General features: G+C 65.0%; 11 protein-coding genes and 1 pseudogene. 2 read left to right on the top strand and 10 right to left on the bottom strand.

The window, feature by feature from the left end; translation table 11 throughout:
* Positions 1-14: 14 nt before the first annotated feature.
* From ACHMXA_RS31565 to mdlC, 5 genes and pseudogenes are all read right to left on the bottom strand, one after another.
* A complete protein-coding gene (locus ACHMXA_RS31565) occupies positions 15-1,652 on the bottom strand; it encodes an FAD-dependent oxidoreductase (RefSeq protein WP_395322635.1) in 1,638 nt (545 codons plus the stop codon).
* Between the two features lie 142 nt (positions 1,653-1,794).
* Complete coding sequence (locus ACHMXA_RS31560) at positions 1,795-2,184, bottom strand: Bug family tripartite tricarboxylate transporter substrate binding protein (RefSeq protein WP_395322633.1); 390 nt, start codon at positions 2,182-2,184, stop codon at positions 1,795-1,797.
* A 115-nt stretch (positions 2,185-2,299) separates the two neighbouring features.
* Positions 2,300-2,764 (bottom strand): annotated as a pseudogene (locus ACHMXA_RS31555) (Bug family tripartite tricarboxylate transporter substrate binding protein); the annotation flags it as partial.
* Positions 2,765-2,789: 25 nt separating this feature from the next.
* A complete protein-coding gene (locus ACHMXA_RS31550; RefSeq protein ID WP_395322291.1) occupies positions 2,790-4,241 on the bottom strand; it encodes an aldehyde dehydrogenase in 1,452 nt (483 codons plus the stop codon).
* 46 nt (positions 4,242-4,287) lie between these two features.
* On the bottom strand, positions 4,288-5,916 hold the full coding sequence (gene mdlC / locus ACHMXA_RS31545; RefSeq protein WP_395322289.1) for a benzoylformate decarboxylase: 1,629 nt from the start codon (positions 5,914-5,916) through the stop codon (positions 4,288-4,290).
* A gap of 86 nt (positions 5,917-6,002) precedes the next feature.
* Between mdlC and ACHMXA_RS31540 the strand changes: the two genes are divergently transcribed.
* Positions 6,003-6,908, top strand: coding sequence for a LysR family transcriptional regulator (locus ACHMXA_RS31540; protein WP_395322287.1), 906 nt, complete (start codon positions 6,003-6,005; stop codon positions 6,906-6,908).
* A 200-nt stretch (positions 6,909-7,108) separates the two neighbouring features.
* On the opposite strand, the gene ACHMXA_RS31535 is transcribed toward ACHMXA_RS31540, so the two are convergent.
* Entirely contained in the window at positions 7,109-7,603 is a 495-nt protein-coding gene (locus tag ACHMXA_RS31535) for a hypothetical protein (RefSeq protein ID WP_395322285.1), read from the bottom strand.
* Positions 7,604-7,669: 66 nt separating this feature from the next.
* On the opposite strand from ACHMXA_RS31535, the gene ACHMXA_RS31530 reads away from it, so the two are divergent.
* Complete coding sequence (locus ACHMXA_RS31530) at positions 7,670-8,416, top strand: hypothetical protein (protein ID WP_395322283.1); 747 nt, start codon at positions 7,670-7,672, stop codon at positions 8,414-8,416.
* A gap of 858 nt (positions 8,417-9,274) precedes the next feature.
* Here the strand turns inward: ACHMXA_RS31530 and ACHMXA_RS31525 are convergent.
* From ACHMXA_RS31525 to ACHMXA_RS31510, 4 genes are all read right to left on the bottom strand, one after another.
* Positions 9,275-10,318, bottom strand: coding sequence for a nucleotidyl transferase AbiEii/AbiGii toxin family protein (locus ACHMXA_RS31525; RefSeq protein WP_395322282.1), 1,044 nt, complete (start codon positions 10,316-10,318; stop codon positions 9,275-9,277).
* On the bottom strand, positions 10,281-10,706 hold the full coding sequence (locus ACHMXA_RS31520) for a DUF6088 family protein (RefSeq protein ID WP_395322280.1): 426 nt from the start codon (positions 10,704-10,706) through the stop codon (positions 10,281-10,283). Before ACHMXA_RS31520 ends, ACHMXA_RS31525 begins: the two co-directional genes overlap by 38 nt.
* 206 nt (positions 10,707-10,912) lie before the next feature.
* Entirely contained in the window at positions 10,913-11,692 is a 780-nt protein-coding gene (locus ACHMXA_RS31515; protein WP_395322278.1) for an ABC transporter ATP-binding protein, read from the bottom strand.
* Positions 11,693-11,696: 4 nt separating this feature from the next.
* Positions 11,697-12,956 carry an SfnB family sulfur acquisition oxidoreductase gene (locus tag ACHMXA_RS31510; RefSeq protein ID WP_395322276.1) on the bottom strand — a complete coding sequence of 420 codons (1,260 nt, stop codon included), beginning with the start codon at positions 12,954-12,956 and terminating at the stop codon, positions 11,697-11,699.
* Positions 12,957-12,982 lie beyond the last annotated feature (26 nt).

The following is a 12,982-nucleotide window of genomic DNA, read 5'->3' as shown; positions in this document are numbered from 1 at the left end:
TCTCGCTGTCTCTGTCAGGCGGTCTTTGCCCGTTGTTGTTCATCGGTATCCGCCAGGCGGCCCGTGGCTTGCGACAGAACATCCAGCGCACCGTGCGCCGTCGCGCCGCGCCAAGCCACGATCTGATCGGGGCGAATGAGCGCGAGCGGCGCTTCGTAGAGCGCATGCACCGACGGCTGCGCCACGTGCACCACGCGAAGGTCGATCTCCAGCACCCGCGCGGCATCCTCGAACTCCTTGGCGGAGGGCGGATTCGGGCCGAGCGCCAGCAGGGTCCACTCCATATGCAACAGGTCGAACAGCGAACGTCCATCATCGAGCCATGCGTGTGGCGGGCGGCCCCCGGGACTCGCAGTGGGCGTATAGCTGTTGGGCTCGTCGGGCGGTGGGGCGGTGCCCTCGTGCGCGATGATCGTGGAGCTGTCGTAGCGGCCTCCGAAGGTCACCCCGGGAATGTTGAACTCCAGCCGCGCATGTTGGTTGAAGTGATGCCTTGCGCGCTCCCGCTCGGTATCGCCATCTGGCGAGTCCTCCTCCAGTTCGGGCGTAGCTTGAAAAAGCCCCACCGAATCCGCAAACCGCATCGCGTAGCGCGTATTGCGTTCGGCCAGGGGCCTGCGTTCGGCTTCGTAGCTTTCCAGCAAGGACAGCGGCGCCTTGCCGAGCACCACGCTCGCCAGTTTCCAGGCCAGGTTCACGGCATCTTCGACCGCGGTGTTGTAGCCCAGTCCACCAGTGGGCGTGAACAGGTGGGCAGCATCACCGGCGATGAAGACACGTCCCTGCCGGAAACGGCGCGCGACCAAGGCATGCCCGGCGAGCCAGGTTCCCATGGACAGGATCTCCATCGGAACCTCGGAACCGATGGCTTCGGCGAAGACACGCCGTGCATCGGCCTCGCTCCATCCGTCAGCGTCCTCGCCCGGCCGCAGCGCCGCATGGAATGCATATTCAGCCACGCCATCCACTGACGCCATGAAGGCGCGCCGCTCGTGATTGACCATCACGTACATCCAGGCCCTGGGGTGTCGCAGCACCGACAGGAGGCTCGGAGCGCGAAGGTAGATCGCGAACATCTTGCCGCCCATGAACTCGCGCTGGATGCCGGTCACGCCATCCCATTCGATGCCCAGTTGCTGTCGCACGAAACTGCGTGCCCCGTCGGCGCCGACCAGAAACTTGGCCACCACATCCTGGAGCGCGCCGCCCGAGGTCGGCTGGATGGTGGCGCGAACCGACTCGCCTTCGTCGCTGAAGCTCTTCAGCTTCCAGCCGTATCGCACGTCCGTCGACGGCCACTTCTGTGCATGGCGGCGCATGGTCGCTTCGACGAATTTCTGCGACACCCGGTGCGGCAACTCCGCGGCGCTCCAGGAGCCCGTCATCGTCTTGACGTCGACAATGGCTTGCGCGGCCGTCGGCAGGCTGATGCGGGCCAGTTCGCGGTGCGCGAACCGGGTCAGGTAGGCGATGTCCGTCGGATGGTTTGGCGGCAGGCCGAGTGCTCGAATCTCCTTGGCAAACCCCAGGCGCCGGAAATGTTCCATCGTGCGCGCCTGTGTCGCATTGGCCTGTGGATTGAATGCGGTGCCTGGCTTGGCGTCGACCACCATGCAGCGGATGCCGCGCCGGCCGAGTTCGTTCGCGAGCATCAGGCCGCAGGGGCCGCCACCCGCGACCAGCACGTCCGTCTCGATCACGGGTTTTCGTGTGCCTTCTTCGAGCCGAAGGGCGTCTGTCACTGTCTGTTCTCCTTGGATACGAAAGGGGCCGATGTCTCGTGCGAAAGCTGCATCAGTCCGCGCGGATGCCGCGCTCCTTGATCACCGTGCCGAAACGCTTGAAGTCGGCAACGCCTTTTTCACCGAACGCCACGGGTGTGAGCGGCTCCGGCACGTTGCCAAGAATCTCGATGCGCGAGCGGACCGCAGGCGACTCAAGCGCGCGGTTGACCTCTGCATTGACCCTCCTGATGACCGCCTGCGGCGTACCGGCGGGGGCGTAGAGACCGAAGACGGCATCAGCATCGAAGCCCTTGAGACCCAGTTCGTCCAGCGTCGGCACATCGGGCACGAGCGGCGAGCGCCTGAGGCTGGCCACCGCCAGCATGCGCAGCTTGCCGGTCTTGACATACTGAATCGCGATCCCGGGATCGAACAGGAAGTCGATCTGGCCGCCTAGCAGGTCCGTGAGCGCGGGCGCCGCGCCCTTGTAGGGAACGTGTACCCGCCGATGTCCCGGTCTGGGCGGTCATCATCTCCGCGGCCAGATGCGGCGAGCTGCCGTTGCCGGGTGAGCCGAATGCGCGCTTGCCGGGATTCGCCTTGAGGTCTGCAATCAAATCCTTGTAGCTCTTCGCGGGGCTGTCGTTGCGAACCACCAGATAGAAGGGGACGCGTGCCACGGCGGCTACCGGCGTCAGGTCTTTCGCCGGATCGAAAGGCATCCTGGCGTAGATGTGCGGATTGATCGACACCATCCCGCCGGAGCTCATCAGCAGCGTGTAGCCATCGGGTGCCGACTTGGCGACGAATTCACCGCCGAGGTTTCCGCCCGCACCGCCCTTGTTGTCGATCACCACGGGTTGGCCCAAGGCCTGTTGCAGGGGGACGCCCACCACGCGGGCGAGTTGATCGGCGGCGCCGCCTGCCGCGAAGTTGACGACGACCTTGACGGGCTGCTTCGGCCAGTCCTCGGCCTGCGAGACGGCACATGCGCACAGGCCGAACGAGACCGCAGCGATCTTCAGCAGGAGTTTCTTCATGGGTGTTGCCCTCCAGTCCGGCCGCTCAGAACGGATAGTGGCGCTCGGTGGTCTGCACCGTGAGCCACCGCAGTTCGGTGAAGGCATCGATGCCGGCGCGTCCGCCGAAGCGGCCGTAGCCCGAGTCCTTCACACCGCCGAAGGGCATCTGCGCTTCGTCGTGGACGGTCGGGCCGTTCACGTGGCAAATGCCGGAGTCGATGCGGTTGGCCACCGCCCAGGCCCGGGCGATGTCCCGACCGAACACGGCGGCAGACAGTCCGTACGGGTTGTCGTTGGCCACCCGCACCGCTTCGTCGACGCCGTCGACGCGCACCACCGGCTTCACCGGGCCGAAGCTCTCTTCGTGGTAGATGCGCATCTGCGGCGTCACATGATCGAGCAGCGTCGCCGGCATCAGGGTGTTCTCGGCCTTGCCGCCGCACACGAGCTTCGCTCCCTTGGCGAGAGCGTCGTCGATCAGCGCGTTGCAGCGCTCGACGGTGCTGGCATCGACGACGGAACCCAGCACCACGACGCCCTTGCGCGGATCGCCCAGCGGCAGCTTCGTCGCCTTGGCCGCCAGTCTGTCGACGAAAGCATCGGCGATGCTGCGCTCGACGATGATGCGTTCGGTGCTCATGCAGATCTGTCCGCTGTTGGCGAAGGCACCGAAGGCGGCGCCGTTCACGGCGGCGTCCAGATCCGCGTCGTCGAGCACGACCAGCGGCGCCTTGCCGCCCAGCTCCAGCACGGCGGGCTTCAGGTACTTCGCGCAGGTCTGTGCGATCAGCCTGCCGACGCGGGTCGAGCCGGTGAAGTTCACCCGGCGCAGCGCCGGATGGGCCACGATCGCCTCGACCACTTCGGCCGCATCCGCCGGCGCATTCGTCACGAAGTTGACGACGCCCGGCGGAAAGCCTGCGTCCTTGAATGCCTCGACGATGAGCCCGTGAGTCGCCGGGCTGAGCTCCGAACCCTTGAACACCACCGTGTTGCCACAGGCCAGCGGCGTGGCGATGGCGCGTACCCCCAGGATCACCGGCGCATTCCATGGAGCGATGCCCAGCACGACGCCGGCCGGACGGCGCACGCCCATGGCGAGGCTGCCGGGAACGTCGGAGGGAATGACTTCGCCGCCGATCTGGGTGGTGATGCCCGCGGCCTCCTGCAGCATGCCCGCCGCCAGGTGGACGTTAAAGCCGGCCCAAGGGGCGGCTGCGCCTGTCTCCGAGGCCATCGCGGCGGACAGGGCCTGTGCCTTGGCCTCGAGGGCGCGTGCCGCCTTCAGCAGCAGCGCGCGGCGTTCGCCAGGGCCGGTTCGGGACCAGGCGGGAAAGGCTGCAGCCGCCGCTTCTACAGCCGCCACCGCATCGGCCGCCGTGGCGGCCGGCGCCGTGGTCGCTACCGTGCCGTCGAGCGGATTGCGGCGCTCGAAGGTGCCGCCGTGGCTGGCCTGACGGGCCTCGCCGTTGATCAACATGGATATCGTGCCCATGGCTCGTTGTCTCCTGGAAAGTTATGGATAGAGAAAATCAGTGGGCTCAGGCCACTTCGACTTCGACGATCACTGGCCGCGTCGCCTGCAGCGCCTGCGTGAGCGCCGGACGCAGCTGTTCGGCGTGCTCGACACGCAGACCCTGCATGCCTTGGGCGGCGGCGAGCGCCACGAAGTCCAGGTCGGGCAGGTCGGTGCCCGGCACCTGCTCACCCGGGCGATAGCCGAAGATCCGGGCGAACTCGTGCAGCGCCGCGTAGCGCCGGTTCTTCAGGATCACGATCGCCACCGGCAGGGCCATCTGCGCGGCACTCCACAGGGCCTGGATCGCATACATCGCGGAGCCGTCGCCGATCAGGCCGATGACTTTCGTGCCCGGCCTGCCCATCGCCACGCCCACGGCGGCGGGGAGGCCGTAGCCCAGGCCACCGCTGCACATCGTGTAGAAGGTCTGCGACTCGAAGATAGGGAGGTGGTCGTGCATGACAGGCCGCGCACTCGGTGCCTCCTCGACCAGTATGCTGTCGCGCGGACGCAGGTCGCTCAGCGTCTGCAGCACCCAGGCGACCGGAAGCCGCTCGCCCGAGACAGGGTCGGCCACGCGAGACGGCCTCGCATGCCGAGGCGGCGCTTCCCGCTGCGGCGGCACACTCAGCGCCAGCAGATCCAGCAGGCCGAGGCGAATGCTGCTGACGACGGAGGTCCCCGTCGGCGCCCGAGCTGCGACCTGCGGGTCATCGGTCAGCTGCACCAGTTGCGCGCCCTCCGGCAGGTGAGGACCGTGGCCCTCGACGTGATAGGTGAAGGCCGGTGCGCCCACCGCGAACACGACGTCGTGTCCGGCAAGCCGCTCGACGATGCGTTCGCGCATGGGCGGCAGAAAGCCCGACCAGAGCGGGTGATCCTCCGGGAAACTGCAGCGACCCGACATCGGCGCGACATAGACGCGCGCGTTGTGGCGCTCGGCCAGCTGCACCACCTCGTTCCAGGCACCGTCGCGATCGACCGCCGCGCCCACCATGAAGGCTGGCGCGCGGGCCCCATCGAGGGTCTTTGCCACCTGCGCGAGCAGATCGGGGGCGGCACGCAGGTGGCGACTGACTTCCCGGGCATCGACCGGCAGGGTCTGCACGCCCCAGTCATCTGACGGGATCGACACCAGCACGGGGCCACGCGGCGGCATCATCGCGATGTAGTACGCGCGGGCGATCGCCAGGGGCACGTCTTCCGCACGCGCCGGCTCGACGCTCCACTTCACGTAAGGCCTCGGCAGCTCGGGGGCTTGGGTGGAACCGAGGAAGGGCTCGAAGGGAAGGATCGAGCGTGCCTGCTGACCCGCAGTGATGACCAGGGGTGTCTGGTTGCGGTGCGCCGTGAAGATGTTGCCCATTGCGTGGCCGACGCCGGCTGCCGAATGGAGATTGACGAACGCAGCGTTGTGGGTTGCCTGCGCGTAGCCGTCGGCCATGCCGACCACCACGCATTCCTGCAGTCCGAGCACGTAACGGAAATCGTCGGGGAAATCCATGAACAACGGCAGCTCCGTCGAACCTGGGTTGCCGAAGACAGTGGTCATGCCAAACAAGCGAAGCAGCCCGAAGACCGCTTCTCGCACCGTCACGGTGCCGCTCCCCGCTGTTGCTTTCATCGAGTCGAACTCGACGCGTCGATTCATTGCTGCTCCTTCGTTGGTTGCGGGCAGTGTCACGACGCCAGCCGTATTCATCAATAAGATGAACCGACTAAGTCAAAATGCATTTCATGAATAGAGACTCACTGGACCTGAACCTGCTTCGCCTGTTCGAAGCCGTCTATCGCCTGGGCAGCGTCACCCTTGCGGCCGAGGCTCTGGGCCTCTCGCAGCCCGCCGCGAGTCAGGGCCTGACGCGCTTGCGGCTGACACTCGGCGACGCTCTGTTCGTGCGCGCCCATGGCCGCATGCGGCCGACGCTGCGGGCCGAGCGACTGGCCGGCGTGGTGCAGCCGTCCCTCATCGCCATCCAGGACGTGCTCAAGGAGCAGGACACCTTCGATCCCTCGCGTTCGAAGATGACCCTGCGGATGCACATGAATGACATTGGGGAGTCGAGGCTGCTGCCTGAGCTGATGGCGGCGCTGCACCCCGCGGCTCCTGGCATACGGGTGCATACGACGCCGCTGCCGCAGGGGGAAATCGCCGATGCGCTGGAAACCGGTGCGATTCACTTTGCGCTCGGGTTCCTGCCTTCCATCAGCGGGACGGAGCGCGTCGAGCTGCTGCGCGATCGCTACGCGGTGGTGGTGCGCGCCGGGCATCCGATGGCGAGCGCCGCGAAGGAAAAAACGACGATCCAGGATCTGCGAAGGCTGGAGTACGTGGCGGTGCGCTCGCATTCGGAGACCCTGCGCATCCTCCAGCAGCTGGGTCTCGACGGTCGCCTGGTGCTGACCTCGGCGCACTTCATGGCGCTGCCCGCCATCATCGCGCGCACGGATCTCGCCGTGGTGATGCCTCAGGCGATCGCACGCCGCTTTCTCGATGCGAAGCGCTACGCGCTGCTGCCCGCGGATCTGCCGCGCAGTACGTTCACGGTGTCGATGCACTGGAGCCGCCGGTTCGAGGCGGACCCAGCCCTGCAATGGATACGGCGGCTGTTCGTCGGCCTGTTCGAGGACAAAGGACGCTGATCCGACGGGCAGATCCGCGGCCAAGCGGATGCCTCCGCTGACGCTGCGCCCAGAACGTCGAGCGGGAAACAACACGCCGTGGGGAGCGCAATGGACTCCGCTACGGTGCAAACTGCTTCGCGATAGGCCATCGTGCTGAACACTCAGCGTCTCACAGGGTCTGTCAGCTGCTCACCTTTGACGGAGGCCGAGCGCGAGCACTATGCACGCAGCACATCAAACGTGCCACGTTCGAAGATGCCGGTGCGTGCCGACGGAACGCGGGTGCAGTAGTCCAGCGGAAAGACTCCCTGATGGGTCAGTCCGAGGCGTTTCAGGTTGCGCCTGATTTCGGCGGGTGAGTCGCCCTGCGCAAAAAGGACTCGACCTTTGGTCGTGAGCAGCGCGACCGCCGCAACATCGAAGCCACCTTGCGTGTCGCAGAACATCACGCCTGGATAGACCGGCCCACCGGCCAGCCTCAGGGCGGCGGCGACAGCGAGCGAGGAGTTGTTGTCCGGTACTTCGCTGGTCGGGACCGGCTTCACCCAGGTTTCGTCCTGCTCCTCGTCGTCTCCCTCCTCATCCATGGCGAACTCCCAGACAGGGAACTTCTCCAGGTCGGTGGCCGTGAGTTCATCGACGGGCTTGCGTGTAGCGAGGGTAGGGGGCATGGGCTGCAGCTTCAGATCGAAATCGATAGGCGAAAAACGCATTCGTGTTGATTCTGCCTTCGCGCGAAGTCCCGGGAACGCTGTGCAGCCGCGCGATACATTGCAATCATGGAAAAGCCTGTGAAACGCGACAAGGCGCTGCGGGACGTTCGCTACTTCGAGAGTCCCGAGCACCTACGGCCTGGTTCTCCCATGCCGGGCTACGCGGGCGAGCTCTTCAAGCTGCCGAAGGACGTGATCGCATTAGGGCAGCGTATCGGCAGAAAGTGCGAAGAGCTCGGCATATCGATCGGGGATGCCGATCACCTGTATGTCTGCCTCACGCCATGCATCCCTGAGGCAAGCCTGCTGCACACCGACTACGCCCTGGAGAGATGGCACAGGTTTGTCATGGTCGGACTGGCCGGCGGCTACAGTGATCGCTCACCGGGCGAGCAGTTGTCAGTGGTTCGCAGCGCCACCTTCGAGGCGATCGCGGCGCTAGCAACAAGGGGGGCGGAGTTGCTGCCCCTGCTGCAGCAAGAGATGGCCAGCAAAGGCAACGCGTTGCGGGTGACGCTGCGGACCAAGGAAACGAAGAAGTACCGGATACGCGTGGAGCAGGACGTTCCGGTCCATCCGAAGCCGAGCCGGGTGTTCGCACGCATCGAGGAGCTCGCCACTTCGCGGACTCTGGAGGTTCAGGTCGCGCAGGTCCGTTTCCATGACGAGGCCCCGAGTCTGGTCGACCGGCTGTCCATCGTGGACGAGGTGCTGACGATCCATCCTCGCAAGTCCTTCCAGGCGGAACTCATCGGTCGTGGCTACGAGCTTCCGCTGAAGGTCAGTCTGCGGGAGCTTGTCGAACCTGGTTGAGGCTCTGTACCCCGCGCTGGCTCAGGGCGCCGAGCGGCCCGGCGAAAGGGCGCCAGCGCGGCGAGTCGCGCCCCGGTTTTTGGCCCGGAGCCATGACCCAGCGCTGGGCGGGTCGCAGCATGCGATCCATCAATGCCTGCATCGTTTTGATGCGGTCCACTCGTCGCACTTGGCTGGGCCATCGCGCCACCTCGAATCCCACACAGCGGAGCCGCCACGATGCGACATTTCTACTTGGGAGAAAACGGACATTACTACTCGGGGCCTACACCTTTTTCGAACACAATTATGATTATGTTAAATAAAATCGGGGCTTAACTAAGCGTACCAATCGGCTGCCGTCGCGGCATGCAGGAAATCGACTTACGCAGGCCTGCCCGGCTGGCGCGAAACTCTCAACACCATTGAGAGAAAGAAGACGAAGAAACTCACAGGCTGGCACCGGGCAGCCGCGCGAGCCTATGCGCACGGCCCCGCTGCTCGCAGCGGCGACAGGTGGGTTCCGAAAGCGTTCGCGGTCGATGTCATGAAGATGACCGGCCATCGCGCCGTCGAAACCTTCATGGGCTACTACCCTCCGGATACCCATCACGGATGAGGCCGGCGCCGAGTCCTGCGATTCTTGCCAAAAAACTGCGCCGGTCTCGCGAATATGGTTCGACCTGCGCGTATCTTGCGGTTTGGTCAAAACAATGACTTAGGCGACCGAGGGCGTCTCGTGATTTTTGCCGCCGCAGGCTAGGCAGTAAAGAAACGCATTGAGCCCTTGTCACACTTAGAACAGCCGATTCGGCACCATCAAAACACCCTCAGGTAGTCTTACTGCACGGGACGAGCTCAGTCGGACTGACTGCGGGCTTAGCAGGCCGCCAAGAAATCCTGCGCCACAGCTTCAAACGACGAGAACGACTGCTCGAAGGACGGTGGGTTCATGTCGTAGACCAGCGGAATGAGATGCCGCGTGTAGCAGTCCTTCAATTCTCCATTGCTCTTGGCGGCGGCGAGCGTTCGTTTGAGAACGGCAACCGGGTCGACGTCAAAGTCTGGGTTCTGACCTTTGAACTCGTCGCGGTCGTTCGTGACCAACTGGTGGAAGATTTCCCTGGCTGCTTTCAACGAGTCAGCTGACAGTTCGGCGATGCGAGCCACATCGTAGACGTGTCGCACGAGAGCCGGGTCCATGTCGCCCTTGGTTTGGTGACCATCCCACTTGTACGCGCAGCGACGCAGCAAGGAGATGACCTTCTCAGCAGCTGTCTCTGCCACGGAGATGCAGTCAATGCTGAGCGTGGACGTAGCTGTCATCCCTGCCAAGGCTTCATGGAGATAACCGAACTCCCGGCGCTCCACAGGTAACAGAGGTTGCCGCTGGATGAGCTCGAGCTTGAGCTCAGGGCGAAGGCTCGGAAATTCGCCGTAGGCGGTTTGATAGCCAGCGCCAACGACGAAGTAGCGGTGTGCGTCTCGGATGCGCGGGTTGTCGACTCCATCGGGGTACTCAAGCAACGGAAATCCCAACTCATCCAGCAGCTTCGGGATGAGTTCATGCAAGGCCTTGAGGCGCATGCGGTCGCCCCTGCCCTTCTTCAGCGGCTTCGCGGTCGGAGCGAGAAGAACCTTGATGTCAACGTCTTCCGACATCCGGTTGATGAGTCCGTACGCTTTGGAGAGGCATGTGCCGCCAGCAAAGACAAGCTGGATGCCCTCGTCATGTCGCGTAGGCTCCTTGCGCGCATCAAGGTCGCTGAACAGGTCGTGATGGACCCGGAGCGTGCTCAGCCCTTTGAGCAGCTCGGTGATGTGGATGTCTTTTTCGGCAGTCTGGACGGGAAGGCCTCGAAGAAGGCCTTGCGCCGAGAGGTCTTCAAGCGCTTGTTTCTGCGCGTCCGTAATCGTTCTCATACGCCACGTTACGGCCTCCCACCGCTATTTTTCTCGTGATACGGCGGCGACCGGTGTTTGCGACGAACGTTCCCGGAAGCTGAGTCGTCTTGCCCGAGTTGTACGCTGCCGCAGCCTTTCCCGCGGTGACCTGAACGCCAAGCTTTCTCAAGGTCTCAGTCGCCAAGCTCTCCAGACTGCCAGCCGGGATGGTGGCACCTGTCACCGAACTCTTGCGGGTCTTGGCGTACACACCCGTACCAATGCGCACGAGTACGCCCTTCTCCTGGAGGGCTTTGAGGGCCTCCGTCACCTGCGAAGCGCTACCCATCCCGGCCAGCTCCGCCCGGATGATGACGTTTCCAGCTCGCTGCTTAACTGACCGCAGCATGCGCTCTTGGAGCTTCATGGTGCTCTTCCTTTGGTGGTGCGCGAAGAATATCGCAACTCCTGGTAGCTTGTCAATATTTTCTGTTTCATGACAACGACTTATGAGCACAAACTTTGCCGGCCTTCCAGCAAAGTTTGCAGGTTCCGAGGATGCTCTCCCTCAGAACGAGGGCGTGCCTTTCATACCTCCATCGCGCCTCATTTCGCTTCTTGCCACAGGAGTCCTCAGGCCGCGATTTCAGCCTCCACGCGGCGGCCCATCCCACCTTCCCCGAAATAGAAAGACTGAATGTCCGCGCGCTGCCGCAGCATCTGCGCGTCGCCACTCAATACCGTGCGTCCGGCCTCGAGCACGGTCGCGCGGTCGGCGTACTGCAGTGCAACGGTCGAGTTCTGCTCCGCAACGAGGATCGACAGGCCCTCTTCCCGGTTGAGCTGCCGCAGTTGCTCGAAGATGTCGCGCACCACCAGCGGCGCGAGCCCCATCGAGGGCTCGTCAAGCACCAGCAGCCGTGGCCGCGACATCAGCGCGCGGCCGATGGCCGCCATCTGCTGCTCGCCGCCGGAGCACAGGCCGGCGAGCGTGCGCCGCCTGTCCTTGAGCTTCGGAAAGATCGCATAGACCCGCGCGAGGTCCCCGGCGATCTCGGCGCGCCGTGCACCGCGGCCGAGTGCGCCGGTCAGCAGGTTCTCTTCCACTGTGAGCGCACGGAAACAGTGGCGGCCCTCCAGCACCTGCACGAGGCCCAGGCGGACGAGATCGGCCGGGCTGGTGCGGCCCGTGTCGTGCCCGTCGAACACGATGCGCCCAGCCGTCACCTGCCCACGCTCGGCCGGCAGCAGATTCGACACGGCCTTGAGCGTCGTCGACTTGCCCGCGCCGTTGGCGCCGAGCAGTGCATGGACCTCGCCCGCGCGCACTTCCAGGCTCACGCCTTGCAGCGCGACGATGGAGCCCTGGTACGCCGCCTCGACCGCCTCGACGCCCAGCAAGGGTGCTGTCATCGCCTCAGCTCCAGGCGTGGAACGGCGGCTTCACGCCGTTGAGGAAGTAGTTGCCGACGATGGCGTACTTCCAGCGCACCGGGTCGTGCAGCGTGTGCGTGCGTGCATTGCGCCAGTGCCGGTCGAGGTTGTATTGGCCCAGCGTCGAACGCGTGCCCGCCAGTTCGAAGAGCTTGTTGGTCGCCAGGATCGCGATCTCGGTGGAGAGCACCTTGGCTTCCGCCGTCGCGATCTGCGCCGCGGCCACGCTGTCGGCATCGGGCGCGGCCACCGCGCGGTCGATCGCGCGGCCAGCGCGCTCCAGCAAGGCCTCGCTCGCATGCAGGCGGATCTGCAGGTCGCCCACGGCCTGGATCGAGTACGGGTCTTCCCACGCATGGTCGCGCTGGCTGTCGATCCAGGGGCGCGTCTTGGTGCGGATGAAGTCGACGGTCTCCGCGATGGTGCCTCGCGCGATACCCACGTCGACCGCCGCCTGAATGATCTGGAAGATCGCGCCGTCGGCCGAGGGCGCGTCGTAGCCCTTGTAGGCCGGGATCAGGTGGGTCTTCGGCACCTTCACGCGATCGATGATCACCGTGCCGCTGAGCGTGGTGCGCTGGCCGAAGGCCGACCAATCGTCGATCACCGTGAGGCCCGGCGCATTGCGCTCGGCCACCACATACCAGGTCCTGCCCTGCTCGTCGTTGGCCACGATGGGCACGTAGTGCGCAAGCAGCGCGCCGGTCGAATAGAACTTCTTGCCGGTCACCACCACGTGGTCGCCCGCGTCGGTGAAGCGCGTCTCGAAGTCGGCCGCGCGCTTGGAGCCCGACTCCGAGAACGCATTGCCCCAGCGAACGCCGCGCAGGAAGTCGGCGAAGAAGAGCTTCTGCTGCGCGGCATCGGACACCGTGCGCACCGCGGCGACGAAGCCCAGGTGGTTCTGCGTGATCTGACCGAGCGAGGGATCGGCCGCCGAGATGATCGCGATCACCTCGGCCAGGGTGGCATACGACACCTCGGCGCCGCCGAAGGCCTTCGGCACGTTGATGGCCCACAGGCCGCTCTGCGAATAGGCATCGATCTCCTCGACCGGCCAGCGGCGCAGGCGGTCGCGCTCGGAGGCGCCGACGATCAGCCTGGCGGCCAATGCGTGTGCCACGGCGATGGCTTCGGCATCGCCGCGGATCACGTGCGCAGGCGTGTCGGACAGCGGCAGGCCGGGCACGGGGTCGTTGGCGGCCGGCTGGATGGATAAGGGCGGCTGGGGAATGGCGGACATGGACGTGGCTTTCAAATCTTGGTCAG

Source organism: Variovorax sp. UC74_104, assembly GCF_044055375.1.
Taxonomy (GTDB): domain Bacteria; phylum Pseudomonadota; class Gammaproteobacteria; order Burkholderiales; family Burkholderiaceae_C; genus Variovorax.
The sequence above is the reverse complement of the archived record's forward strand: the minus strand, read 5'-3'. Positions and strand labels throughout refer to the sequence as shown.